The following is a 24,716-nucleotide window of genomic DNA, read 5'->3' as shown; positions in this document are numbered from 1 at the left end:
AGCGACCGGTTGCTATCAGAAATTCTGAACGATTCTATCAAAATTATGCGTTTTTCTTTTGCTTCGCCGCGGCGCATAGTCGCATCCAAGGAGCTAACTCATGAACGCGCGAACCGATCTCTCCGTCCTCACTGCCGTGCAAGGTCTGCCTGAACCGTCGTTTGCCACGACGAAATCGGGCATTTCCGTGCCGTATATCGAGTGCGGCGAGGGCGAGCCGCTCGTTCTCGTGCATGGCTCGCTGTGCGATTACCGCTACTGGGACGCGCAGATTTTGCCGCTCGCGAAGCATTTCCGCGTGATCGCGCCGAGCCTGTCGCATTACTGGCCCGCCGTCGATGCTTTCGTGCAAGGCGAATTCGGCTGGGAAGCGCATGTCGCGGAAATGGCGGAGTTCATCGAGGCGCTCGATCTCGCGCCTGTGCATCTCGTCGGGCATTCGCGCGGCGGCTGCGTCGCGTTTCATCTGGCGCGCGAGTATCCACGGCTCGTGAAGACGCTCACGCTCGCCGATCCGGGCGGTCCGCTGCAAACCTCGCCGCAGGCCACGCCCGCCACGCTGCCGCCCGCGACCAACGCGCTGCGCACGCGCGTGGCCGAGCTGATCGAACAGGGCGAATTCGACCGCGGCCTCGAAATGTTCGTGGATTCGGTCAGCATGCCGGGCTTTTGGAAGAAGAGCACGGAGAGCTTCCGTCGCATGGCGCTGGATAACGCGCTCACGCTGCCGAAGCAATTCCGCGATCCGCTGCCCGCATACACGCGCGAAGCGGCGCGCGACATCAAGTGCCGCACGCTGCTGATCGACGGCGAGAAAAGCCCGCGCATGTTCCGCAACAACGTCGAGAAGCTCGAAGAGTGGATCGAGTTCGCGGAGCGTCAGACGATCGCGCGCGCATCGCACGGCATGAACGTCGCGAGTCCCGGCGCGTTCAATCGCGCGGTGCTGGCGTTCGCCGGCGCATGGTGAGCCGAAAGCGGCTCACTGCAGCTTCCAGATGTTCGCCGCGATCGTGCCTTCGTCGTTGAACACGTTGATGATGTCGGGCACGTCGCTGATCGGCACGTTGTTCACGATCAGCGCGAACGCGAGCCTTCGTCCGCTTTTCGCGTCGATATAACCCGCGAGCGCCTGACCTTTGAGCGTGGTCGTCGCGGTGCCGTCGGGGTTTTCGGTGCCGGTCACGTACGTTCCCGTCTTCGCGTACACCTTGCCTTTCGCGCCCGCGAGCGTCGGATCGGCTTCGAAGTCGGTCGTGCTCGCGAGCGAGCCGTCGACGCCGAGAAAGGGCATCGAATCCAGATACGCCGGGAACGCCGGACGGCCGTTCATCGCGCGCAACATCGCGATGACCGCGACCGGCGTCGCCGTCGTTTCGCCGCCACCGCTGCCGTCGATGAAATGCGTCTGGCTCATCGGCACGTTGAACGGCGCGGCGGATAGCTTCGCGTTCTCCGCCGCGAGCGCCGACTGAAGCGTGGTCGAACCGTTGTTCGCGACGCCGAAGAGCATGAGGCTCGTGTCCGCGCCGATGTTGTAGCTGACCTTCAGAATCCACTTCGAATATTCGCTGTACGGCTGCGATGTGAGCTGCGCGACGCGCGTATCGGCGGAATATGAATTCTTCGCGGGCAGAAGTTGCGTCGGGTTGTTTTCGACAGCCGGCGCCGTGACCCTCACGCCGGCGCGCGCGAGCGCCTCGATGAGCACCGTGCGCGCATAGTTCTGCGGCGCGGTGATGCGGAACGTGCGGATGACCGGGAAATTCGGCACGATCGGCGGCACGTAATTCGCCGGAATCGAACCGCCGATCGTGCCGGTGCAGGCAAGCGAGCCGAAGCAGGTCGGGTCCGTCGGCGTGACGGTGATTTTCGCCTCGGTGCCCGCCGCCGCTGTCATCAACGTGGATTGCACCGTGAACGCCGATGATTTCGGCCGATAGTCCACCGGCGTCGCCGAGCCGGCGCTGCCCTGCGAGATGATCGTATCGACGACATCGTCATTCACGAAGATCGACCGCAATTGAAATTCGCCGCGAAAGTCGAAGGGTTCGAAAAGCCGATCGTCGATGACGACTTCGCCGTTGACCTTCTTGATGCCCGCTGCCGCCACCTGCGCCGCGAGCGCGTCGTAGCCCGCGAGCGGATCGGGCGCGGTGATCTGCGCGTTGCCGAGATTGTTCGCTTCGTTGTGGTCGAAGTTGGTCCAGGCGAGCGTGCCGTCGGCGTTCGTGCGGCCGCCCATCGAGAGATCGCCGCTCGCGACGAGCACGAGATTGCCGTTGAGCGTGCCGGCCGCATCGACGGTTCCCGTGCGATACACCGGCGTCTGAAACTGATGCTGCGCCCCGTATTGATCGAGCGCCGCGCCGAGCGAAAACACCTTGCGCACCGACGCCACATACACCTGCGCGTTCGAATTCATGTCGTAGACGAGATCGCCCGAGTTCAGATCGACGACGCGCAATGCCCACGTCGCGCCCTGATACATGGGCTTTTTCATGATCTGCGTGATGGCGTCGGGGGCGGACGTATCGGTGGAATCGGAGCCGCCGCATCCGGTTAAAGACGTGACGAGCGCGCAGCCGAGAGCGAGAGCGGCCACGCGTGCCGGACTTCCTGAAAGCGGGTTCATGACGCGGCTCCGATAAAGGCACATCGCGCTCCGCACCGGAGCGAACATCCATACGTCGGGACTGCTTCACAGCGCAGACAGGACATGTCGGCGGCCGCCCATCATTTCGCAGCGAGGCGGGTGAGTGAATTAAATACCTTACACGAGCCTTGTCAAGCGAGGACTATCGCGAATCCAGTGCTTCAGGCAAGCGGTTTTTGTTTGAAATCGTGAATGCTTTTCGTCTGCTTGTTGTGACGCGACAACGGAAAAAAGTTTGGCGCGGGCTAACATCTTCGGCACCTCATCGCGAAGAAGAGGACACCTTGAGCACGGCCCACGACGATCTCGATGCATGGAAACGCCGGCGCACGCTCGAACTGGCGTACGAGCTGGCCGATAGCGGCCGCTACGAAGATTTCACCGATATCGCCTATGCGCTGCAATTCGAGCGCGGCATGGCGACCGCGCAAGCGCTGATCGACGACCCCGACATGCGCCGCGTGCTGAACCAGCGTTGCGGCGACGCGCGCGAAAAGCTCGCGCCGGTTCCGGAGCCCGTTCCCGAACCGGAGGCGATCGAAGCTGCATCGGAAGCATCGAACGATCATGCGCAACTGCCGCAAGCCGGCGACTTCACGGGCGCGCCATCGCTCTTCAAGCGCGCCCTCGGCATCGTCTGGCGATCCGGCAACGCGGGCGGCCTCAATTCCGCTCCTTCCTGAAGTTTTCTTGTCGCGGGCCGTGCGCCAGCGCACGACATCACTCCATTTGCGCGCAAATGGCGGATTTGCACGACTTGAGCGCCCGTCAAAACCTTTACACTTGCAGAAGCTGAACCATAAGCCCGGACTGTGCGCGCACAAGTCCGGTGTTTGAACTTCGAGGAGGAAATGTTCGTGGCTAACGAAAAGATGCTCGCGCAAATGGCTGAGAAGGATGGTTTCATCGCTGCTCTGGATCAGAGCGGCGGATCGACGCCCGGCGCGCTGCGGCAATACGGAATTCCGGACGACGCCTACAACGGCGACGCCGAAATGTTCAAGCTGATGCATGAAATGCGCGTGCGTATCATCACGGCGCCTTCGTTCACGGGCAAGAAGGTGATCGGCGCGATTCTGTTCGAGCGCACGATGGACGGCGAAGCGGAAGGCAAGCCCGTTCCCACGTTCCTGTGGGAAGACCGCGGCGTCGTGCCGTTCCTGAAGGTCGACAAGGGTCTCGAAGCCGAAGCCGACGGCGTGCAGATCATGAAGCCGATCCCCGGTCTCGACGATCTTCTGGCGCGCGCCGTGAAGCTCGGCATCTTCGGCACGAAGATGCGCTCGGTGATCCATCAAGCCGACGAAAAGGGCATCGCCGCCGTGGCGAAGCAGCAGTTCGAAGTGGGCGCGCAGATCATCAAGCACGGTCTCGTGCCGATTCTCGAACCCGAAGTCTCGATCAAGAGCCCGGACAAGAAAGGCGCGGAAAAGATTCTGCGCGACGAATTGCTGAAGGGCCTCGACGCGCTGCCGGAATCGAGCAACGTGATGATCAAGCTGACCATCCCCGACGAGGCGGATTTCTATCGTCCGCTGATCGAGCATCCGCGTGTCGTGCGTGTCGTCGCGCTGTCGGGCGGCTATACGCGCAGCGACGCGTGCAAGAAGCTCGCGCAGAACCACGGCATGATCGCGAGCTTCTCGCGCGCGCTCATCAACGAGCTGAAGAAGGACATGAGCGACAGCGAGTTCGACAAGACGCTCGAGCAGTCGATCGACGAGATCTACGAAGCGTCCGTGAAGAAGGTCTGACGCTTCGTTACTTGTTGGCGCGTTCGGTAGGCGGCGGCGTTTGCACGACGGGCGCCGCCGCCCGAAAAATGTCCTCGCGCGTGCCGCTTTTCGGCGGATAGATGCGCTCGCCGTTGATCGTGCGCTTCGTCGCCTTCGCCGTCTCTCCTTCCGAGACGAGCTTTCTGTCCCATCCTTCCGTATACACCGCGCCCCACGGCCCGAGATCGCAGATGGTCGTGTACCAGTCGATCGACAGCGGCAGCATCTCCAGCCCGAATAGATCGCAGACGGCGTTGTTGCCCGCGTAACGTCCCATCGGCCGGCCATGCTGGCACGACATCACCGATGGCCGCGTGCCGTCGATCAATATGCGCGCGCAATCGCCCGCCGCGAACACGCCCGGCACGCCTTCCGCGCGCAGAAACGTATCGACGGGCACGCGTCCGAGCGGGTCCAGCGTGACCGGCAATTGTGCCGCGAGCGCGTTCGCGTGCATGCCGCCGCACCAGACGACCGTCGCCGCTTCGATGCGCTCGCTCGCCGCGCCATCGTGGAGCGTGAGACCTTGGCCATCGACCGCTTCGAGCGTCACGCCTGGCCGCATCTCGACTTCGAGCGTCTGCAACGCGCCTTCGATGACATGCTGCGCGCCGCCCATCGATTGCGCGATCCGCGCCGAACGATCCGCGAGCACGACGCGCACCTTGCCGCGATCCTTTTCCGCGACGATCTCGCGCAGGCGCGCGGGCAATTCCGCCGCCAACTCGATGCCCGTCAGTCCCGCGCCGACCACGACCGCCGTATAGCGGCCGGGCGTGTCGGGCAGCGCGGGCAAGGTCAGCAGATGCGCCTGCAGCTTGCACGCGCCCGCGTAGGTGTCGACATCGAATGAATAGCGATCGAGGCCCGGAATCGGCGGACGCACGAGCACGCTGCCTGCCGCGAGGATCATCCGGTCGTAGTCGAGCGTCTCCGATGCTCCGTCGCGTTCGATCGTCACACGGCGATTCGCGCTGTCGAGGCTCGTCGCCTTCGCCTGAATCAGTTGCACGCCCGCGGGCCCGAGCACGGTATCGAGTTGCACGAGCGTCGGGTCGAGCGGCTGTTCGTAGTTGCGCACCCGCACGCTATGAAAAGGCACCGGATTGACGATGGCGACTTCCGCTTCGTCGGCGTGCCCGAGTTCGTCCAGCTTGCGCGCCGCCGACAGCGCGCTCCACAGACCGGCGAAACCCGCGCCAATCACAAGGATTCGTTTCAAGGCCATTCCCCTGATTAAACGATCGTTCGTGCTATGCGTCGCGTAGAGCGGCGCTCCGTTCTTGGTTATAGGCGATTCGCAAGGCGTTGGTTCTCATCGCGCGTGCCCGTATTAGTCGGGTTTTCGCCAAAAGTGATTTCGCCGTTTAGGTATTTACCCTAGGGCGTGCGATACCTAAACTCTGTTCAACGGTCGCGCACGAAGCAAACAAGGCAGCGTGAGCGGCAACTCAAAACTTATGGATGGAGGAAAGCATCATGAACAAGTTCATCGGTATCGCAGCGGTCGCTCTTGCTTTTGCCGCGCCGGTCGCATCGTTCGCGCAGTCGAATCAGCCCTTGACGCGCGCCGAAGTCCGCGAGCAAATCGTGCAATTGGAAAAGGCCGGTTATAACCCGAACGTCATCAGCGATTCGAAGTATCCCGCCGACGTTCAAGCTGCCGAAGCGCGCGTCGCCGCGCAAAACGGATATGGCGGTGTGGCGGATGGTTCAGCGCAATCGGGCGCTCGCGTCAACGCGGTTCAAGCCGACGTTTTCCCGACGTTCGCGCATCACTGAGCAGCAAGCAGCAAGCCGCAAGCCGCATCACGAAACGCGCTGGTCTCGGACCGGCGCGTTTTTTCGTTCTAGAGCGGAAAGCCGCCTGCGAACGTCTCGCGCAAATATCCGATGAAAAGCGCGACCGCGCGTGGCACATGCGGCGCATAAGGCCGCACCACGAATAGCTGATCCGCGAACGCGCCGACCGGATGCCACTCCGGCAACAGCACGACGAGCTTTCCCGCTTGCACGGCGGCCTGCGCGGTGAAATCCGGCAAGAGCGCGATGCCGAGATCGTCGAGCGCTGCATCGCGCAGCACTTCGCTGTTGTTCGCCGCGAAAGGACCGCTCACCGCGAGCGTATGAGGCCCGGTCGAAGTCTTGCGCCCGCCTTTCCTTTCGAACGACCAGATGCTCGATGCCTGCGGCCGCGGATAGACGAGGCAATCGTGCGTGACGAGATCGTTGGGCGTCGCCGGCGTGCCGCGCCGCTTCAGATAGGCGCGTGTCGCGACGATCACCGAACGGGTATCGCACAGCTTCCACGCGACGTGCGTATCCGGCACCTGCGCGCTGTGCCGCAGCGCGAGATCGAAGCCTTCGGTCGCGATCGAACTCAACCGGTCCGATGCCTCCAGTTGCACCCGCACATCGGGGTGCGCGTGCAGAAATCCGGCCATGCGCGGCACGAGCTGCTGCCGCGAAAAGGCCATCGGCGCGGTTACGCGGATGAGCCCGCGCGCGACGCCCGCCATCTCCTTGACGCTCATGAAGCTCGATGCGATGCGCTCGTACTGCTCGCGCGTATCGTCGACGAGCCTGCGGCCCGCTTCGGTGAAACGCACGCTGCGCGTCGTGCGCGTGACGAGCGGCACGCCCGCCGCGCGCTCCAGTTCGGCGATGCGCTGGCTCATCGCCGCTTTCGATACGTTCAGCCGCGCGGCGGCGGCCGTGTAGCTGCCTTGTTCCGCAAGCACGGTGAGCCAGTGCAAATGGGTCCACAGACCTTCGATCTTTTGCTCGTCCATCAACCGATTGTTTGCCAATATAAACAATGAGTTCAATCATAGCGTCTTTGCAAGGGGCGCATCGCTTCCTACACTGTGTCAATTGCCAAACCAGTCCCGTGAGAGGAGACAGCATGCAAGCGTTCAACGATACCGCCGACGTCGTTCATTACATTCACGGCGAGCGCACGCATGGCTCGGCCACGCGCACGCAGCCGGTGTTCAATCCCGCGACGGGCGAGCGTCCGCGCAAGCTCGTGCTCGGTGAAGCCGCCGATGTCGATGCAGCCGTCGCGAGCGCGAAAGCCGCGTTCCCGGCCTGGCGCGACACGCCGCCGATCCGCCGCGCGCGCGTCATGCTGAAGTTCCTCGAACTGATGAACAAGCATCGCGACGAACTCGCCGCGATCATCACTGCCGAGCACGGCAAGGTGTTCTCGGATGCGCAGGGTGAAGTGTCGCGCGGCATCGACGTGATCGAATTCGCATGCGGCATTCCGCAACTGCTGAAGGGCGACTACACCGAACAGGTCTCGACGGGCATGGACAACTGGACGACGCGCCAGCCGCTCGGCATCGTCGCGGGCATCACGCCGTTCAACTTTCCGTGCATGGTGCCGTGCTGGATGTTCCCGGTCGCGATCGCGGCGGGCAACGCGTTCATTTTGAAGCCGAGCGAGCGCGATCCGTCGGCGTCGCTGTTCATGGCCGATCTGCTCAAGGAAGCCGGTTTGCCCGATGGCATCTTCAACGTCGTGCAGGGCGACAAGGTCGTCGTCGATGCGCTGCTCGCGCATCCGCAAGTGAAGGCGATCAGCTTCGTCGGCTCCACGCCGATCGCGAACTACATCTACGAGACCGGCGCGAAGCACGGCAAGCGCGTGCAAGCGCTCGGCGGCGCGAAGAATCACATGGTCGTGATGCCCGATGCGAACATCGATCAGGCCGTCGATGCGTTGATCGGCGCGGGCTACGGCTCGGCCGGCGAGCGCTGCATGGCGATCTCGGTCGCGGTGCTCGTGGGCGATGTCGCCGACAAGATCGTGCCGCGTCTCGCAGAGCGCGCGCAGCAACTCAAGATCAAGAACGGCATGGAAGACGACGCGGAAATGGGTCCGATCGTCACCCGCCAGGCACTCGAACGCATCGAAGGTTATATCGCGCTGGGCGTGGAAGAAGGCGCGAAACTCGTCGTCGATGGCCGCGGCTTCAAGGTGCCGGGCCACGAAGACGGCTTCTTCACGGGCGGCACGCTGTTCGATCATGTCACGCCGGACATGCGCATCTACAAGGAAGAAATCTTCGGCCCGGTACTCGCGTGCGTGCGCGTGAAGGACTTCAGCGAAGCGGTCGATCTCGTCAACGAGCACGAATTCGGCAACGGCGTCGCCTGCTATACGAGCGATGGTCATATCGCGCGCGAATTCGGCCGTCGCATCGAAGTGGGCATGGTCGGCATCAACGTGCCGATTCCGGTGCCGATGGCGTGGCACGGATTCGGCGGCTGGAAGCGCAGCCTTTTCGGCGACATGCACGCGTATGGCGAAGAAGGCGTGCGCTTCTACACGAAGCAGAAGTCGATCATGCAGCGCTGGCCCGAGAGCACGGAGAAGGGCGCGGAATTCGTGATGCCGACCGCGAAGTAATCGATCGTTACGCGTGCAACTAATCGCCCGCTTTTTCCGTGTGGAAGAAGCGGGCGTTCGTTTTTGTGCCCCGGCGCGCCGAACCGTATGAAACGCCGTCGGTTGACCGTTCATGTGCAAGCGGCGAAGATTCAGCAAGAACGACAGCGACGCGAAGCCAATCGACATGCAGCGGCAATTCGACGACCTTCTTCTCGGCAGCATCGAACTCTTCTGCCTTGCAGCCGAACTCGGCAGCTTCACGCTCGCGGCGACCGCTGCGAGCGTCACGCCGGCGGCCGTGAGCCGCTCGGTCGCGCGACTCGAAAAGCGCCTCGCCGTGCGGCTTTTCGTGCGTACGACGCGCCAGATTCGACTGACCGATGCAGGACGTCGCTACTTCGAGCAATGTCGCGATGCGCTCAATCGTCTCGCGGAAGCGGAGCGCGAAGCCACCGGCCAGCAGACGACGCCGAAGGGCGTGTTGCGCATCAGCATGCCGACGCCTTACGGGCATTACCGCATGCTGCCGTTGCTTGCGGAGTTCAGAGAGCGTTATCCCGATGTCACGGTCGAAGCGCATCTGAGCAACCGCAACATCGACTTCGCCGATGAAGGTTTCGACCTCGCGATACGCGGACGCGCACCCCGCGATTCCGGTCTGATCGCGCGCAAGCTCGAAGATGCGGAGTTGGTCACGGTGGCGTCGCCGGCTTATCTGAAGCGCGCGGGCGTGCCGAAAACAATCGAAGATCTGCTCGCGCACGAATGCATCCAGTTCGAGATGCCAAGCACCGGACGGCCCGTGCCGTGGCTCTTCATGCAGAACGGCGAACTCGTGGAAATCACGACGCAAGGCGGCTACGGCACGTCCGGCGATGCGCTCGCGGGCATTCCGCTCGCGCGTCACGGCGCGGGTCTGTTCCAGATTTATCGCTTCACCGTCGAGGAAGAATTGCGCGCGGGCACGCTTGTCGAGGTGCTGCGCGATTACGGCGGATGCAGCAGGCCGTTCATCCTGCTGTATCCGCACGGCAGACATTTGTCGTCGCGCGTGCGGGCTTTTGTCGACTTCGTCGTCGAGAAGCTCGGCACGCGTTGAATCAACGTTCAGAGGATGCACATTCATGAGCAAGAACGCATTGACATCGCTACTCGGCATCGACGTGCCGATCATTCAGGCGCCGATGGCCGGCGTCAGCACGCCCGCGCTCGCGGCGGCCGTATCGAATGGGGGCGGGCTCGGCTCGCTCGGCGTCGGCGCGATGAACGCGGAAGGCGCGCGCAAGGTGATTCGCGAGACGCGCGAGCTGACGAGCAAGCCGTTCAACATCAACGTGTTCTGTCATGAGCCGGCCCGCGCCGACGCCGCTATCGAGCAGGCATGGACGAACTGGCTCGCGCCGGTGTTCGCGCAATACGGCGCGACGCCGCCCGCGAAGCTGAGCGAGATTTATACGAGCTTCGTCGTCGATGATGCCATGCTCCGGGTCTTCGTCGAAGAGAAGCCCGCGATCGTGAGTTTTCACTTCGGCTTGCCGTCGAAGGAATACATCGATGCGTTGCGCAACGCGGGCATCAAACTGATTGCGTCCGCAACCAATTTGCGTGAGGCGGAGCAGGTCGTCGCGGCGGGCATGGATGCGATCGTCGCGCAGGGCATCGAAGCGGGCGGACATCGCGGCATCTTCGATCCGCAAGCCGACGACGACAACCTCGGCACGTTCGCGCTGACGCGTCTTCTCGCCAGCAAGTTCGATGTGCCCGTGATCGCGGCGGGCGGCATCATGGACGGCGCGGGGATTGCGGCGGCGCTTGCGCTGGGCGCACAGGCCGCGCAATTGGGCACGGCGTTCGTGCCTTGCACGGAGACGTCGATCGATGCGGGCTACCGTCGCGCGATCTTGACCGATGCGGCCGAACGCACGACGTTCACATCGGCGATTTCGGGGCGCAAGGCGCGCGGCCTCGTCAACAAGTTCACCGAACTCGGGCGCGCCGAAGGAGCGCCTGCCATTCCCGCGTATCCGATTACCTACGATGCAGGCAAGGCATTGCACGCAGTGGCGAAAGCAAAGAGCGAATTCGGCTACGGCGCGCAATGGGCAGGGCAAGCCGCCGCGCTCGCGCGCGAGTTGCCCGCCGCCGAATTGATGGCGCGGCTGCAAGACGAACTGCGGGAAAGCATCGCGGGATTGCAGCGATATGCATCGCGTTGAATGCGCTAGTTGTATTGGGTGACGACGGTCACGAGCGTCGTCGATTCGGCGCGCGCGTTTTCGGATCGCCGTATCAGAAGCGCGCCGCCTGCCGGGCCTACGTGATATGAGCGGCCCAGGGACGGCCCGACGCGCTGTCCCGCGCCGTCGATGAAATGCGAGCTCACCGCAGCGGCACGATCGCCCACTACGACCAACGAAACCTCCGCGCTCGGCGCATTGTGCGGTGGCGCGTAATAGGTGACAACGGCGGAGGAACGTACGCCTTTCACATCAGCGGAATCGTTCTGGAATCCACTGGTTCCGAGCATGGAAGCAGATCCGGAAACGATGTCAAACGGCGGCGCAACCAATGCACCTCTGAACGTGATCGTGCCGCCCGGAACGAGTGTCGCGAAAGCCGGCACGCAAAGCCCGGCAAGGGAACTCACGACGGCGCAGCGCAGCGCGTGCCGGGCAATAGTCAACCACTTCGCTTTTCTCATCTCGGCCCCTGTAATGAAACTTCTTGTGCTCGGGATTCCTTATCTGCGCGCTGCGGGAACATAATCAGCTTAAGAACATAATAAGACGTATCCTATTTTTGGAGCAAATCTTTTTTGAGATTTGATAGATGCCTGCGAGACGGCATGCAAATAACTCATGTCGATCCTTTTAGGCAACAAAAAACGCGCAATGGGAAATTCCCGATGCGCGTTTCAAGCGTATTAGAGCGAACTGCTCTGGCAAAGCCAGAAGGGTTACGTGAACGAACTCAAGGTATTCGGCACGTCAATGCACTCTTGCACAGTCAGCGTAAGGATGGTCCGTTGTCCGATGTTTTCGCGCAGCACAACAGCGTGTTTGCGTAGGAAATATCGTCGATGGTCAGGGACGCAACGTTCGCCTTCAATTGCAACGAGGAAACGATAACCTCGTATCGAGAACGCATGAGATCGCGGCGAACCGTAAAGTACGAGTCGAGCGCACGCAGAACGTCGACCTGCGTCCGGCTGCCGACCTTGAAGCCCGTTTCGGTTGCGGCCAATGCTTCCTTTGATGTCTGCAATAGCTGTTCGAGTGAGATACTCCGAACGCGCGCCTTTAGATATGCAGCGTAGTTTTCGCGCGCATCCTTCTCGGCCGTGAAGGACGCGGATTCGATCGCGTCCTGCGCTTTGTCTTGCTGCGCCAGGCTTTGCTTCAATCGCGCCTGTATCTCTCCGCCGGAGAAGAGCGGCATCATCACTTGGAGCATGGCTGTGGTCGTGGTGGTCGGGCGCGCATAGCCCGACGCTGCGCCAGCCGGCGTGTAGGTGCCGGTAAGCGAGACGACCGGATAGTGCGCCGCACGCGCCTTTTTCGAATCCATCTTCGCGATTTCGAGGTCGAGCTGTTTCGATTGCACATCGTAGCCGCTCGAACTCGCCTGACCGGCCCAGACATCCGGATCTTCCGGCTCGATACGCGGCAGCTTCGTGCCCGCTGCAAGACCCGCAAGCGGCGAGAATGGCTTGCCGCTCATCTGCTGTAGAACGCGACGCTTCACCTCCATGTCCTGACGCGCGTCGGCGTTTTGAATCCGCGCCTGGGCGAGAGCGACATCGATATCGCGCTCGTCTATGACAGTCGCTTCGCCGGCGGCGCGCTTACGGCGCGTTTGCCTGTGCTGTTCATCGATGGCGGCGAGATATTCGCTCGTACGTTCGAGTTCGTCCTCCGCCGCGAGCGCATCGAAATAGGCGCGAACCGCCTTGAGCATCGCCGCTTGCTGCGCGGCCGCGAATTGCACCGCGCCTTGAGCGACGACCAGATCGGCCTGCTGATAGGTCGTCCATTTGGCCCAGTCGAAGAGGGGCTGCGCGGCCTGAAAAGTCCATCCGTTTTGCCAATAGCTCTGACGCGGAAAACCGTCCGTTTTGATTTCGTTATACGCACGGCCCCATCCTCCGCTTATCTGCGGCAGCAAGGCAGCTCGCGCAATGGGAATGGCCTGCTTCGACGCCTCATAGGCGGCGCGTGCCTGCGCGAGATCGGCATCCTGTGAGAGCGACGCATTCACCATATCGAGCAGATCGCTCGCGCATGTCTGATTAGCCAGCGTCATGCAGACCGCAACCAAGACTGCTGAGAATCCCGGCTTCTTCATGCGTCCACCAGCACCGGATCAGATGCTTGCACGACGTGTTCAGGCACGAGCCCGCCATTGGCGAATGCATAGCGCATGTCGAATGCCGATGCCAAAGCCATATCGTGGGTGATGACCACCACCGTTTGCTTCAGACTGCGAAGCAGTTGCGCAATGTGCTTCACAGATGCGGGATCAAGATTCGAAGTAGGCTCATCGAGCATCAGTATCTCGCGTTGTTGATAGAGCGCGCGCGCCAGCAAAAGACGTTGACGCTGCCCCGCAGAGATGTTGGCAATCGTGTCGCTGATGACGGTTCGCGTGCGCATCGGCAGACGCATGACATCGTCGAGAAGGCCCACGTCGGAAAGCAGCCTGTGTATGCGGTCGTCGTCGGGATTCGCCGCAAACAAGGTGATATTGTCGGCAATCGAGCCGTGAAGGATGATGTCGCCCTGGCGCATATGAGCCATGTGGCGCCGAATTTCATCGACGGCAAGATTCGGCCACGCGATTCCGTTGAGTTCGATATGCCCTTCCCGCAGAGGCTCGGCCGCCGATAAGAGCTTGAATACCGTGGACTTGCCGCTCCCCGAAGGACCGGTGATGACGATCTTGTCGCCTTTGCGAATCGAAAGATTGAGATCGGCCAGCACGGGTTTATCGGATACGCCGTAGCTGAACGTCACGTTACGCATTTCGATACTCGAGAAATCGCGTATCTCCGTCGCCCGTTCGCTCGCGCTCAATGGCGTGTAAGTTTCGGTCTGTGCTTCGACGATGTCGTCGACCCGCGCGACCGGCACGCTCAACATGAAGTACTGAAACATCGCGTTGATGGCGTTGGCAAAACGCTCCGACATCAACGACTTGTAGATCAGGAACGAATAGAACACGCCGACCGAAACGACGCCGCCGAGCATGAGCCGTGCCGCCATGTATGTGATAACCACGGTGTCCGCGTAGTTGACGAGTTTGAGCAGGCTGTCGCGCGTGCAGTTCAATCGGCTCTTCGCGAGCGCTGCCACGGCATACGCCTTGAAGATCGTCATGTAGATCGACGTGCGTCGAGTCTCGCCCTGTGCAAGCTTGAGCAACGACGCCGCGCGGATGGTCTCGATCAGCGCGTCATCGCAACGGGCCGACGTTTCCGTGACCAGCGCGTGATTGTCGCGCATCGCGGGATACATGCTCAACGCCAGCGCCACGTACGCGGCGAATACCACGAGTGCAATGAGCGTCAGTTGCCGGCTTTGGATAAGCATGAGTATGAGCGCGAGCGTTCCTACCGCCACGTCGATGCACAACGAGACGATGGAGCGCGTCGCGTAGCCGGTGATCTCGTCCTGCGCCTTCACGCGCGCGAATACATCGCCGACGTGCCGCTTCTCGAACCATGGCATCGGATTGCGCAGAAGATGCCCGATGAGTCCTTCCGTCGAGTTGATTTGGACCAGATTGAAGATCAATTCGGTGAGGTACTTCTGCACGTATTCGCTCAACGCGCCAAAAACGAAAATGCTTGCGAAGGTAAAGTCTTTGGACGACGTGTCATTACCATTGATTTCACATGTCGAAGCCGTCAAGGCTCCATTGAACGTGATCGTTCCATCAGCTGCGAGAGCGCTACCTGCAGTAGCTCCCAAAATAGCGGCCATCAAAGTGGAAATAGCGAAAGACTTCATAAAGCAATGCTCCCAGGAATGTTTGGTTTCAGCATATGGCCGTGGAGGGGCCTCCGGAATTCCGGATCGTTAAAGACGTTGGATTCATACTGATGCAACGAACTTGCACTGGACGAGAGTCGTAAAGGTGGGTTATCTGGGGATAACGTGCCTTCTCGAATCCTGCGATCCCAGGCCAAATGCTGGAAACGGATATTAAGGGTTCCAAATGAAAATAGAAAGTCTGGAAATCCTAAATAATTATCCGTTAATAAATGCCTTAAAGCAGTAGTTAGAAATAATTCTAAAGCCGCATTTAGAACTATTTCTAACTTGGTATTTGAAACTGATTTTGGCCCGGCCGCTGGGCGCTTGCGCAGACTAAATCGAATCAGGCGGAGGATTTAGATTATTTCCTAACGCAGTTCCCGAGATTCCGAACTCGATGGCAATCTTTGGCTTATCGGGTGGTCCGCAACGCCATGCCGCCCTCGGTCAGGCTTCTGAGTTCGTCGAGCAGACGCGCGGCTGGACGCGGCAGTATCCCGTCGCGGCGCTGAAACGCTGTCAATGTTCTGGCGGCGCGAACGCCCGGAATAGGCAGAGTCCCCATGATCCCTGCCTTGCTTTCGGAGTCGTACATCGGTTCCGGCATCCAGCTCAGAAACGAGCATTCGGCTACCAGACTTTTAAGCACGGTCACCGAGCGCGTCCGGACGGCAATATCCGGCATGTCGAGGTTGCGAGAGAGAAACGTCTCTCGCATGTGTTCATAAGGGGCTGTACCTTTGGGCGGGATGGCCCACCGCGCGGTCAATGTGTCGGCGAGAGCGAGCTTCGGTTTCTTGCGCAATGGATGGCTGAAAGCTGCTACGACGAAGCTGTTGTCCTCCCATCGGCAGTCAGGTACGGCCACGATCTCGTCGCTGTCATTAGTGGCCGTGCTTAGAGCGAGGTCGATCTCGTAATTGATGAGCCCCTCGGCAAGGCGGTCCCACACGCCTTCGATGATTTCGACGTGCAAGTTGCCCCATTTCTCCAAGACACGATCGACCGCCAAAGGAAGGAAGTGGGCAGCGAGACTGCCAACCGCTCCCACCTTGATCGTTCCTTTGGCGAGTCCGCGCATCGCGTCGATCTCTTCGCGCGCATTTTCTGCCTCGCGCAATAGAAGTTGAGCATGCGGCAGCAAAGCAGCGCCAATATCCGTCAACTGCATGCCTTTGACGTGCCGCTCAAAGAGCGGCGCGCCCACATCTTCCTCCAGACGCTTGATGGTTCGACTGAGTGCTGGCTGAGTCACATTGAGCGATGCTGCGGCCCTTCCGAGGCTGCCGGACGACACGATGGTCGTAAAAGCATGCAATTGATGGAGGTTGTAGCTCATGAGTTCGTTGGGGTGTTCCCTAGGGACACTGGCCTAGGGCATTGGCCATCAACTCAAATTGGGCTTGGAAAAGAGCATCAAAAACAGCCACTTACTTCAGCATATGACATTTCGCAAAAGCTCCGAGCCTTTACCTGAAGGTAAAGGGTTTCGCGAAAAAAAGCAATATTCAAGCATGTCTTGGAAACCCATACTCGTTTCACCGAAGAGCAGAAACGCTCTTGAACCAAAGAGGAATCGCAATGACAGGCAGCGACAAACAAGGCGAAGGAAGCAGTCCGTCGACACACGCCACCGTCAGGGATGTCGTCATTAAGCTCGTGCGCGAACTGGGGATGACGTCGATCTTTGCTAACCCTGGATCGACGGAGCTTCCAATGTTTCGGGACTTCCCTGCCGACTTCCGATACGTCCTGGGCTTACAAGAAGCGGCAGTCGTCGGGATGGCCGATGGCTATGCGCAAGCAACTGGAAACGCAGCGTTAGTGAACCTTCATTCTGCGGCCGGCGTCGGCAACGCGATGGGCAATATCTTCACGGCATTCAAGAATCAGACGCCGCTCGTTATCACGGCGGGTCAACAAGCCCGTTCGATCTTGCCGTTCGACCCGTTCCTTTCCGCCGCACAGGCAGTCGAGTTGCCCAAGCCATACGTGAAGTGGGCGATCGAACCCGCGCGTGCGCAAGACGTGCCGCGCGCGCTGGAGCGCGCGTATCACATCGCAATGCAGGAGCCGCGTGGGCCTGTCTTCGTTTCAATTCCCGTGGATGACTGGGACCAGCCTGCGGAGTTTCATGAGCGCGCGACTGTCAGCAACTCGGTTCGTCCCGACCCGGAGGCATTGGCGAAACTCGGCGCAGCGTTGGACGCATCGAGAACGCCGGCTCTCGTGGTAGGTGCGGGAGTCGACCGGGCGGGCGCATGGAAGGAAGTCGTTCAGCTGGCCGAGAGACATAACGCACGCGTCTTTGTCGCGCCGATGAGCGCGCGTTGTTCGTTCCCCGAGGACCATCGACTTTTCGCGGGATTTCTCCCCGCGATGCGTGAAAAGATCGTCTCGCTGCTCGATGGGCATGACGTCGTTTGCGTCCTTGGCGCGCCTGCCTTTTCGTATCACGTCGAAGGTACAGGTCCGCACGTGCCGGCGGGCGCGGCGCTTTATCAACTCATCGACGACCCCAACGTCGCGGCGTGGACGCCCGGAGGGGCTGCGGTGGTCGGCAACGTCCGCCTCGGCTTGCTTGACTTGCTTGCGCGTGCGGCGCCAGACACGCGTCCTTTGCCTGACCCTCGGCCAAGAGCACCTCGTGCCGAGCCGTCGCCCGTGATGTCGGTCGCCTTCGCGCTGCAAACCCTCGCGGAGGTTCGCGATCCGAACGACGTTGTCGTTGAAGAGGCACCGAGTTCTCGCCCGGTCATGCAACGGTATCTGCCGTTCACAAAGAGCAATACGTTTTTCACGATGGCTAGCGGCGGCTTGGGCTACGGCATGCCTGCAGCGGTCGGCGTCGCGCTCGCTCTCCCCGATCGCAAAGTGATTGGATTGATCGGAGATGGCTCGAGCATGTACTCGATCCAGGCGATCTATAGCGCGGTGCAGATGCGTCTGCCGATCACGTTCGTCATTCTGAACAACCAGCGCTATGCCGCGCTTCAAGAGTTTGCGCCGGTGTTTGGATTCGCTTCCGACGACGCTGTTCAGGGCACTGATCTTCCCGGCTTGGATTTCGTGTCGCTTGCCCAGGGCATGGGTTGTAAAGGTCTCCGTGTCGCGAACGCCGCGGAGCTCGCGGACAAGTTGAAGGAAGCCCTCGAGGCGGGCGAGCCGCGTCTTGTCGAGGTCGTGATTGCCTGAAGGGCCTACAGGAAAAGAGAAACATAAGGCGGAGACTATGAAGACGATTTCGATGCTTATCAACGGAGCGCATGTCGGCGCGAGCAATGGCGCGACATTCCAACGTTCTAACCCCTTGGATCAGGACGTCGCAAGCGTGGCCCCCGCGTGTACGCTGGACGACGTTCGTGATGCAGTGGATTCAGCTGCCGTCGCGTTTGCTCATTGGTCTCAGCAGGGCCCGACCCAGCGTCGTTCCTATCTCCTTAGCGCGGCGCAAGCGCTCGAAGCGAAGGCGGAGGCGTTTGCTTCCGCGATGGCGGCCGAAACGGGCGCTTCGCGCATCTGGGCCGACTTCAATGTGCGATTGGCCGCTGACGGCCTGCGGGAGGCAGCGTCACTGACCACGCAAATTTCAGGCGAAGTCATTCCGTCCGACGTCCCCGGCAGCGTGGCGATGGCGGTTCGGCAACCCGCCGGCGTATGCCTCGGGATTGCGCCGTGGAATGCGCCTGTCATCCTTGGCGTCCGTGCGGTTGCGCTTCCACTCGCTTGCGGTAACACGGTGGTACTGAAGGGCTCGGAAATCTGCCCGGCGACGCACGCACTCATTGCGGAAGCCTTCATGGATGCTGGATTGCCCGCAGGCGTCGTCAACTTCGTCACGAACGCGCCTGCCGATGCAGGTCCGGTTGTCGAAGCGCTGATTTCACATCCGGCTATCCGACGTGTCAATTTCACGGGCTCGACAAAGGTCGGGAAAATCATCGCGGAAAGCTGCGCACGGCATCTCAAACCGTCTGTTCTCGAACTGGGCGGAAAGGCCCCGCTGATCGTGCTCGACGACGCCGACATAGCGGCAGCGGTCGATGCTGCCGCTTTCGGCGCCTTCGCGAATTCAGGACAAATCTGCATGTCCACCGAGCGCATCATCGTCGATCGCGCGATCGCCGACGAGTTTGTTCTTCAGCTCGGTGAAAAGGCTAAGACGCTGCCGCTCGGCGACCCTCGAAAGGGGCCGGTCGTGTTGGGCTCCGTTGTCGATATGGCGACGGTACAACGATGCAACGCCTTGATCGATGACGCCTTGCACAAAGGCGCGACGATGGTCTGCGGGGGAAAAGCAGAGAACACGCTTATGCCTGCAACGCTCGTCGATAACGTTGGACCGAACATGCGGATCTACAACGAAGAGACGTTTGGCCCTGTCAAGGCAATCGTGCGCGTCGACGGCGAAGAAGAAGCGATCCGATGCGCTAACGATAACGAATACGGTCTCGCTGCGGCCGTGTTCAGTCGCGATGTCGCGCGCGCGATGCGGGTGGCCAGCCGCATCCAATCCGGGATTTGCCACGTCAACGGGCCAACCGTCCACGACGAAGCGCAGATGCCCTTTGGAGGCGTCAAAGGTAGTGGCTTTGGCCACTTCGGCGGACAGGCAGGCATTGCCGCTTTTACCGACTTGCGCTGGGTCACTGTGCAAACGTCGCCGCGACACTATCCGTTCTGAGTTACGTCCCTGTCACCCTCGTCAACTCGTTCGACAACTCAGGTAAGACCGCAGCCGCGGTCGACATGTCAACTATGGAAATCGCCGTACTCGGTGCAGGAGCGATGGGGTCGTTGTTCGGCGGCCGCCTGGCGGAAGCCGGTCACTCAGTCACGCTGATCGACATCAATCAACCGCATCTGGACGCTATCGGTGCGAAGGGCCTCCGCTTGGAGATGGATGACGATACTCGCGCAATCACGAACATCAACGCGATACGACCCGAAGCTACGGATAAACGGCCTGACTTGCTGTTGCTCTTCACGAAGTCGATGCACACGCGCGCGGCCTTGTCCGGCATCGAGCATCTGCTCGGCGAGACAACCGCCGTGCTCACGCTGCAAAACGGACTCGGGAACGTCGAAGCGATTCGAGACTTCGTGCCGCTCTCCAACGTGCTTGTTGGCGTTACCACGTGGCCAGCGGACCTTGTCGGTCCTGGCTCGGTGAGCAGTCACGGCGAAGGGAAAATTCGCATGATGAGCGCCGACGGTGAACGCACTTCCCAAGTCAATGCCGTCGCCGAGGCTCTGAATTCCGCCGGATTGAATTGTCAGATCGACGACAACGTCTGGGCAGCTATCTGGGAAAAGGTGGCGTTCAACGCTGCGCTCAACAGCATCTGTGCGGTCACTGGGACGACGGTGGACCAGCTTGGACTGCTGGAGGACAGCAAGAGCCTGGCACTGACCGTGGCCGCCGAGGTCATCGCAGTGGCGAACGCCAGCGGCGTTTCCGCGGATCTGAGCGTGTGCTCGACAAACATCGTTCATGCGATCGAACAGCACAAGGGGCACAAGCCGTCGATGCTGCAAGACGTTCTGGCCCGGCGAAAGACAGAGATCGAAGGCATCAACGGCGCAGTCGTTGAAGTGGCCCGCAGCATCAACGTGTCCGTTCCGCACACGGAGACATTGGCAAAGCTCGTCAGGCTTATCGACGCGCGAAACGCATCAGCCGTTGCGAAGTAGGTAGCCGCGGGCACGTCGACAGAGAACAACAAACGTCCGCGATCATGCATCAAAAGACGCGCCGATCGACCCGGCGCAGCGTACCCAGGAGACATCGCCATGAAGATATGTTTTGCCATGCTCCCGCGCGACGTCGCGGACCTTGTTGCAATCGACAGACCATCGAATGTGTGCGCGGAGGTCGAGCAATGAATCCGCAGACCTTCAGCGCTTCGAACACTGCTGACATTGGCAGTCTTCTCGACGACGGCCCCTTTACGCTCATTCAGAAGTTCGTCGTTTGCCTGGCCGCACTGTCGATCATCATGGACGGCTTCGATGGCCAGCTCATCGGTTACGCCATTCCCACCATCATCAAAGAATGGGGCATAACGCGCAATGCGTTCGCGCCGGCCGTGGCGGCGGGTCTGGTTGGCATGGGCGTCGGGAGCGCGTGCGCTGGCTTGTTCGCCGACAGGTTTGGCCGGCGCTGGGCGCTCATCGGTAGCGTCGTGGTGTTCGGCGCGGCAACCTGCGCCATCGGGCTTGCGCAAGACATACCGATGATCGCCGCGCTTCGCTTTATCGCGGGCCTGGGCATCGGCGGAGCGCTTCCCAGTGCCACGACGATGACCGCAGAGTTCACCCCGGCACGTCGCCGCACGCTCGCCGTCACGTCTACCATCGTTTGCGTGCCGCTCGGGGGCATGCTTGCCGGGTTCTTCGCCGGTGCCGTCTTGCCGACCTTCGGTTGGCGTGGCTTGTTCTTCATCGGTGGCACGATCCCCTTGGCCCTTGGCATTCTGCTGTTTTTCGTGTTCCCGGAGTCTCCCCGCTTTCTCGCTCGCAAGGAACAGCGCTGGACCGAGTTGCGTGCGCTCCTTGCGAGAATGTCGCGGCCGATTAGTGCGCAGACGACTTTCGTCGACGCCGCCGAGCAAAGGCTCGAACAACGCGACGGCTTCGGGTCGCTCTTCGAGCCGGCTCAGCGACGTAACACGATTGCTATCTGGAGTGCGTTTTTCATGTGCCTGCTCGCGGTCTACGCCGCCTTTAGCTGGCTGCCGACCATGCTCGCATCCGAAGGGCTTCCCGTGGCACTTGCCGGTTCGGGCCTGACCGCATATAACCTCGGCGGCGTCTTCGGGGCACTCATCTGCGCCTTGGCCATCACGCGCTTTGGTTCGCGTTGGCCGCTCCTGGTGTGCTGCGCCGGAGGATGTGCGAGCGCCTTTTTCCTGCGAGGCGTTGATGTGGCAAGTCACACGAGCCTCTTGGTTATCGGTCTGGGCGTCCACGGTCTCTTCGTCAATGCAGTTCAGTCGACGATGTACGCCTTGTGTGCGTATGTCTATCCGACTCGCGTGAGAGCAACCGGCCTCGCTTCGGCGCTCGCGTTTGGACGACTCGGTGCGATCCTCAGCGCATTCGCTGGCGCCGTCGTCATCACCGTGGGCGGAGCGTCCCTTTATCTCGCGATGCTCGGGGTCGCCATGCTGTTGGTACTGATCTCGCTGTCGCAGGTCAGAAACCATATCCCGGCGCTTCGTCAGAAGCGGCTGGTCACGCAAGTCGTCACTGAGTAGCGCGAGGTCGGCGACTGGCATGAGCGGCGCATTCTCGCTCCGTCTGCCAGTCGCAACTGCGGTTGGTCTTCCTCTGTCGTCGCTCGACGGCCCGTGACACACGCCAAGAAATTGCTTTCTTCCCCACGTTTCCAGTTCGGTCAAGCAAGACACAATCATGGCAAGAGCGTTTCCCCATATCTTCTCCGTCGGTGACTATCGTTCCGCGGCTCGGCGTCGGTTGCCGAGGATGGTATTCGACTATCTCGAAGGCGGGGCCGACGACGAGTCCGGCCTGACGCACAATCGTGCCGCCTTTGACAAGTGGGAATTGCGTCCGCGGCGTCTTGTCGATGTGAGCGAGCGTGTGCAGTCTACCGAGCTTCTGGGGAGACAAATTTCGTCGCCGCTCGTGATCGCGCCGACAGGTCTGAATAGTGCGTTCTGGCCCGACGGAGATCTTGCGCTTGCACGCGCTGCAAGCAAGGCTGGAATCCCGTTCGCACTCTCTACCGCGTCGAACATGTCGATCGAGGCGGTAGCAAGGGGAGCGGACGGAGACTTGTGGTTCCAGTTATACGTAGTACACCGGAATGTGGCGAAGAGCTTGGTCACGAGAGCGCGAGAGGCTCGTTATTCGACGTTGATCCTGACCACGGACGTCGCGGTAAATGGATTCCGGCAGCGCGATCTGCGAAACGGGTTTGCTATGCCATTCAAAGTCACTCCACGAGGCGCTCTCGATGGCATTTCGCATCCCCGTTGGCTGTGGTCCTACCTGACGAATGGTATGCCGCAGTTGAAGAACTTCGCGACCGATGACGCCTCTGATACCGCCTCCCAGGCTGCGGTGCTGCGGCGGGAAATGGACGCGAGCTTTAGCTGGGACGACCTCCGTCGCTTGCGCGACGACTGGCCCGGAAAGCTGCTCGTCAAGGGCGTCGTGACGGCTGAAGATGCCGCGCGATGCGTGGAAATCGGCGCCGACGGTGTCATAGTCTCGAATCATGGCGGACGACAGCTCGCGGATCTTCCTGCGCCGATCGACGCATTGCCGGGCATCTCCGATGCGACGCCGACCACCGATCTCATTCTGGACAGTGGTATCCGAAGAGGGGCCGATGTGGTGAAGGCGGTCGCATTGGGCGCGACGGCCGTGATGCTTGGGCGCGCCACTTTGTACGGACTCTCCGCGAAAGGCGAGGCCGGTGTGTCCGATGTCATCGCGATGATCAAAGAGGAAATCGACCGGACCCTCGCCCTCATCGGGTCCAGTTCGATAATGGAAGTCAATCGGAGTTGTGTCGCTCGGCGGCCTTTGTAGCGGAGGGGGCAGCCATCGGTTCACCCTTTTCTTGACGTTATAAGGATGACTAATGAAAGATCCGTTCTGATCGGCACACAGATGCGAACCCAACGCCGAGACAAGCGCCGACATTAAGCACATAGAGAAAAAATCCAACGGTGCATGCTGGCAATGATGCATTTAACGCGTGAAAAAAAGCTTGCATTCTCCGCGCAGAAAACTATCTTGAGTTCATAAAACGATTCTTCGCCTGGCACCGGAGGAGACCCATGCCAGCTACACGTATGATGATTGCGCGCCGCGCCGGGGTGAGCGTGGCAACGGTCGATCGTGTGCTGCGCGAAGACCAGCGGGTGCGCCCCGAAACGGCCGAACGTGTACATCTCGCGTTGGCCACGCTGCGCGACGAACGCGCAAGCCGCGGCAGGCCTGCGAAAACCACATCGTTCCGGGTCGCCTTCGTCTTACCGCAAATCAATTCCCGCTTTCTCGATCAAGTCGAACGCGATATCGCGCTGTCCGCCAGCTTCTTTCGCGAGCATCGTCTTGTCTCGTCGTTTTACCGTTGCGACCTGTCCAGCCAGCGCGACGCGATCTCACTCGCACAGCAATTGATCGACTACGACGCGCTCGTGCTCGTGCCGCTCGATTACCCATGGGTCGAGCGGATGATTCAGGACATGATGGATGCCAACGTGCCCGTCGTTACGGTCTTTTCAGATTTGCCGTCGAGTGCGCGCGCCACGTACGTGGGTGTCGATAACCGCATGGCCGGACGAACGGCGGGTCTGCTGATGGGCCGCTTCGTCGGTTCGCGCATCGGCACGGTCGCCGTGCTGTCGGCGTCGTCGCGTCTGCACGATCAGCTCGAGCGCCGGACGGGTTTTTCCCAGGTGCTCGAAGAGGACTTTCGCAACCTGCGCTGGCTCACGGAGCCCGATTTCGCCGAAGACGACGACAGCGCCGGACTCGCCGTGCAAGGACTGACGGCGGGACATCCGGATCTGGTCGGCGTGTATGTGACGTGCGGCGGCATTTCCGGCATCGCGTCGACGCTGCAGGAATCGGGCGACAAGGCGCGCGTCGTACTGATCGGCCACGAGTGCACGGCCGATACGCGGGCGCTGCTGTCGGAGCGGGCGATCGACGTGATCCTCGATCAGGACGTGCGCGGCATTGTCCATTGGGCCGGTCTCGCCGCTCTCAACTTCCTGAACGACGTGCGCGGCGTGCCTTCCATCCCGACGCCCGAAACCCGTATCTATCTTCGTGAGAATGCGCATGCCTGAAGCTCGCGACACGCGGAC

The 24,716-nt window shown here is 61.0% G+C and carries 21 protein-coding genes; 14 read left to right on the top strand and 7 right to left on the bottom strand.

The genetic code is table 11. The features are described 5' to 3' along the window. The first annotated feature begins 100 nt into the window (after positions 1 to 100). A complete protein-coding gene (locus LDZ23_RS23455; protein WP_008348981.1) occupies positions 101 to 970 on the top strand; it encodes an alpha/beta fold hydrolase in 870 nt (289 codons plus the stop codon). Positions 971 to 982: 12 nt separating this feature from the next. Here LDZ23_RS23455 and dacB read toward each other — a convergent pair whose 3' ends face one another. Continuing rightward, positions 983 to 2,635 carry a D-alanyl-D-alanine carboxypeptidase/D-alanyl-D-alanine endopeptidase gene (gene dacB, locus LDZ23_RS23450; RefSeq protein WP_051079021.1) on the bottom strand — a complete coding sequence of 551 codons (1,653 nt, stop codon included), beginning with the start codon at positions 2,633 to 2,635 and terminating at the stop codon, positions 983 to 985. 305 nt (positions 2,636 to 2,940) lie between these two features. Here dacB and LDZ23_RS23445 point away from each other — a divergent pair, with 305 nt between their 5' ends. After that, positions 2,941 to 3,339: a hypothetical protein gene (locus LDZ23_RS23445; protein ID WP_008348978.1), complete on the top strand. Its 399-nt coding sequence runs from the start codon at positions 2,941 to 2,943 to the stop codon at positions 3,337 to 3,339. Positions 3,340 to 3,513: 174 nt separating this feature from the next. Then, positions 3,514 to 4,410: a fructose bisphosphate aldolase gene (locus LDZ23_RS23440; RefSeq protein ID WP_008348976.1), complete on the top strand. Its 897-nt coding sequence runs from the start codon at positions 3,514 to 3,516 to the stop codon at positions 4,408 to 4,410. A gap of 7 nt (positions 4,411 to 4,417) precedes the next feature. Here the strand turns inward: LDZ23_RS23440 and LDZ23_RS23435 are convergent, their stop codons facing one another. Further along, positions 4,418 to 5,653 carry an NAD(P)/FAD-dependent oxidoreductase gene (locus LDZ23_RS23435; protein WP_244808233.1) on the bottom strand — a complete coding sequence of 412 codons (1,236 nt, stop codon included), beginning with the start codon at positions 5,651 to 5,653 and terminating at the stop codon, positions 4,418 to 4,420. A gap of 257 nt (positions 5,654 to 5,910) precedes the next feature. On the opposite strand from LDZ23_RS23435, the gene LDZ23_RS23430 reads away from it, so the two are divergent. Then, positions 5,911 to 6,213, top strand: a complete 303-nt coding sequence (locus tag LDZ23_RS23430) for a DUF4148 domain-containing protein (RefSeq protein ID WP_033536520.1) — start codon at positions 5,911 to 5,913, stop codon at positions 6,211 to 6,213. Positions 6,214 to 6,281: 68 nt separating this feature from the next. Here the strand turns inward: LDZ23_RS23430 and LDZ23_RS23425 are convergent, their stop codons facing one another. Further along, positions 6,282 to 7,223: a LysR family transcriptional regulator gene (locus tag LDZ23_RS23425; protein WP_008348968.1), complete on the bottom strand. Its 942-nt coding sequence runs from the start codon at positions 7,221 to 7,223 to the stop codon at positions 6,282 to 6,284. Between the two features lie 113 nt (positions 7,224 to 7,336). Here LDZ23_RS23425 and LDZ23_RS23420 point away from each other — a divergent pair, with 113 nt between their 5' ends. From LDZ23_RS23420 to LDZ23_RS23410, 3 genes are all read left to right on the top strand, one after another. After that, complete coding sequence (locus LDZ23_RS23420; protein ID WP_008348966.1) at positions 7,337 to 8,848, top strand: CoA-acylating methylmalonate-semialdehyde dehydrogenase; 1,512 nt, start codon at positions 7,337 to 7,339, stop codon at positions 8,846 to 8,848. A 166-nt stretch (positions 8,849 to 9,014) separates the two neighbouring features. Beyond that, a complete protein-coding gene (locus LDZ23_RS23415; protein WP_008348964.1) occupies positions 9,015 to 9,929 on the top strand; it encodes a LysR family transcriptional regulator in 915 nt (304 codons plus the stop codon). A 25-nt stretch (positions 9,930 to 9,954) separates the two neighbouring features. Further along, entirely contained in the window at positions 9,955 to 11,046 is a 1,092-nt protein-coding gene (locus LDZ23_RS23410) for an NAD(P)H-dependent flavin oxidoreductase (RefSeq protein WP_034472418.1), read from the top strand. 5 nt (positions 11,047 to 11,051) lie between these two features. Here the strand turns inward: LDZ23_RS23410 and LDZ23_RS23405 are convergent, their stop codons facing one another. Then, complete coding sequence (locus LDZ23_RS23405; protein ID WP_008348961.1) at positions 11,052 to 11,357, bottom strand: hypothetical protein; 306 nt, start codon at positions 11,355 to 11,357, stop codon at positions 11,052 to 11,054. On the opposite strand from LDZ23_RS23405, the gene LDZ23_RS23400 reads away from it, so the two are divergent. Further along, on the top strand, positions 11,356 to 11,595 hold the full coding sequence (locus LDZ23_RS23400; protein WP_051079002.1) for a hypothetical protein: 240 nt from the start codon (positions 11,356 to 11,358) through the stop codon (positions 11,593 to 11,595). The genes LDZ23_RS23405 and LDZ23_RS23400 overlap by 2 nt on opposite strands. Before the next feature lie 241 nt (positions 11,596 to 11,836). Here LDZ23_RS23400 and LDZ23_RS23395 read toward each other — a convergent pair whose 3' ends face one another. The 3 genes from LDZ23_RS23395 to LDZ23_RS23385 form a co-directional block, all read right to left on the bottom strand. Beyond that, positions 11,837 to 13,132, bottom strand: a complete 1,296-nt coding sequence (locus LDZ23_RS23395; protein ID WP_081851866.1) for a TolC family outer membrane protein — start codon at positions 13,130 to 13,132, stop codon at positions 11,837 to 11,839. 38 nt (positions 13,133 to 13,170) lie between these two features. Continuing rightward, a complete protein-coding gene (locus tag LDZ23_RS23390; RefSeq protein WP_244808232.1) occupies positions 13,171 to 14,838 on the bottom strand; it encodes an ATP-binding cassette domain-containing protein in 1,668 nt (555 codons plus the stop codon). 439 nt (positions 14,839 to 15,277) lie between these two features. Then, on the bottom strand, positions 15,278 to 16,204 hold the full coding sequence (locus LDZ23_RS23385; RefSeq protein ID WP_008348956.1) for a LysR family transcriptional regulator: 927 nt from the start codon (positions 16,202 to 16,204) through the stop codon (positions 15,278 to 15,280). Between the two features lie 242 nt (positions 16,205 to 16,446). Here LDZ23_RS23385 and mdlC point away from each other — a divergent pair, with 242 nt between their 5' ends. The 6 genes from mdlC to LDZ23_RS23355 all read left to right on the top strand — a co-directional run bounded on the left by mdlC (position 16,447) and on the right by LDZ23_RS23355 (position 24,698). Then, positions 16,447 to 18,060 (top strand): benzoylformate decarboxylase, encoded by a 1,614-nt coding sequence (gene mdlC, locus LDZ23_RS23380; protein ID WP_034472421.1) that lies wholly within the window; start codon positions 16,447 to 16,449, stop codon positions 18,058 to 18,060. A gap of 37 nt (positions 18,061 to 18,097) precedes the next feature. Next, positions 18,098 to 19,549 (top strand): aldehyde dehydrogenase, encoded by a 1,452-nt coding sequence (locus tag LDZ23_RS23375; RefSeq protein WP_008348953.1) that lies wholly within the window; start codon positions 18,098 to 18,100, stop codon positions 19,547 to 19,549. Positions 19,550 to 19,623: 74 nt separating this feature from the next. Next, positions 19,624 to 20,559: a ketopantoate reductase family protein gene (locus tag LDZ23_RS23370; protein WP_280519344.1), complete on the top strand. Its 936-nt coding sequence runs from the start codon at positions 19,624 to 19,626 to the stop codon at positions 20,557 to 20,559. Between the two features lie 188 nt (positions 20,560 to 20,747). Further along, entirely contained in the window at positions 20,748 to 22,124 is a 1,377-nt protein-coding gene (locus LDZ23_RS23365; protein WP_008348949.1) for an MFS transporter, read from the top strand. A 157-nt stretch (positions 22,125 to 22,281) separates the two neighbouring features. Then, positions 22,282 to 23,427 carry an alpha-hydroxy-acid oxidizing protein gene (locus tag LDZ23_RS23360; protein ID WP_008348947.1) on the top strand — a complete coding sequence of 382 codons (1,146 nt, stop codon included), beginning with the start codon at positions 22,282 to 22,284 and terminating at the stop codon, positions 23,425 to 23,427. Positions 23,428 to 23,678: 251 nt separating this feature from the next. After that, the gene (locus LDZ23_RS23355) at positions 23,679 to 24,698 is read left to right on the top strand and encodes a LacI family DNA-binding transcriptional regulator (protein ID WP_174447738.1); all 1,020 of its coding nucleotides are present in this window, start codon (positions 23,679 to 23,681) and stop codon (positions 24,696 to 24,698) included. The last annotated feature ends 18 nt before the right edge of the window (positions 24,699 to 24,716 follow it).

The organism is Caballeronia zhejiangensis (genome assembly GCF_022879815.1).
GTDB lineage: Bacteria > Pseudomonadota > Gammaproteobacteria > Burkholderiales > Burkholderiaceae > Caballeronia > Caballeronia zhejiangensis.
Note: the sequence above shows the minus strand (reverse complement) of the source record. Positions and strands in the feature narration are given on the sequence as shown.

Excerpts from the sequence above, each read along its gene's own strand:
- mdlC (WP_034472421.1), top strand. The coding sequence starts at position 16,447 with ATGACAGGCAGCGACAAACAAGGCGAAGGAAGCAGTCCGTCGACACAC.
- LDZ23_RS23430 (WP_033536520.1), top strand. The coding sequence starts at position 5,911 with ATGAACAAGTTCATCGGTATCGCAGCGGTCGCTCTTGCTTTTGCCGCG.
- LDZ23_RS23405 (WP_008348961.1), bottom strand. The coding sequence starts at position 11,357 with ATGCTCGGAACCAGTGGATTCCAGAACGATTCCGCTGATGTGAAAGGC.
- dacB (WP_051079021.1), bottom strand. The coding sequence starts at position 2,635 with ATGAACCCGCTTTCAGGAAGTCCGGCACGCGTGGCCGCTCTCGCTCTC.
- LDZ23_RS23355 (WP_174447738.1), top strand. The coding sequence starts at position 23,679 with ATGCCAGCTACACGTATGATGATTGCGCGCCGCGCCGGGGTGAGCGTG.
- LDZ23_RS23360 (WP_008348947.1), top strand. The coding sequence starts at position 22,282 with ATGGCAAGAGCGTTTCCCCATATCTTCTCCGTCGGTGACTATCGTTCC.
- LDZ23_RS23395 (WP_081851866.1), bottom strand. The coding sequence starts at position 13,132 with ATGACGCTGGCTAATCAGACATGCGCGAGCGATCTGCTCGATATGGTG.
- LDZ23_RS23365 (WP_008348949.1), top strand. The coding sequence starts at position 20,748 with ATGAATCCGCAGACCTTCAGCGCTTCGAACACTGCTGACATTGGCAGT.
- LDZ23_RS23390 (WP_244808232.1), bottom strand. The coding sequence starts at position 14,838 with ATGAAGTCTTTCGCTATTTCCACTTTGATGGCCGCTATTTTGGGAGCT.
- LDZ23_RS23410 (WP_034472418.1), top strand. The coding sequence starts at position 9,955 with ATGAGCAAGAACGCATTGACATCGCTACTCGGCATCGACGTGCCGATC.
- LDZ23_RS23425 (WP_008348968.1), bottom strand. The coding sequence starts at position 7,223 with ATGGACGAGCAAAAGATCGAAGGTCTGTGGACCCATTTGCACTGGCTC.
- LDZ23_RS23375 (WP_008348953.1), top strand. The coding sequence starts at position 18,098 with ATGAAGACGATTTCGATGCTTATCAACGGAGCGCATGTCGGCGCGAGC.
- LDZ23_RS23400 (WP_051079002.1), top strand. The coding sequence starts at position 11,356 with ATGGAAGCAGATCCGGAAACGATGTCAAACGGCGGCGCAACCAATGCA.
- LDZ23_RS23415 (WP_008348964.1), top strand. The coding sequence starts at position 9,015 with ATGCAGCGGCAATTCGACGACCTTCTTCTCGGCAGCATCGAACTCTTC.
- LDZ23_RS23370 (WP_280519344.1), top strand. The coding sequence starts at position 19,624 with ATGGAAATCGCCGTACTCGGTGCAGGAGCGATGGGGTCGTTGTTCGGC.
- LDZ23_RS23385 (WP_008348956.1), bottom strand. The coding sequence starts at position 16,204 with ATGAGCTACAACCTCCATCAATTGCATGCTTTTACGACCATCGTGTCG.
- LDZ23_RS23455 (WP_008348981.1), top strand. The coding sequence starts at position 101 with ATGAACGCGCGAACCGATCTCTCCGTCCTCACTGCCGTGCAAGGTCTG.
- LDZ23_RS23420 (WP_008348966.1), top strand. The coding sequence starts at position 7,337 with ATGCAAGCGTTCAACGATACCGCCGACGTCGTTCATTACATTCACGGC.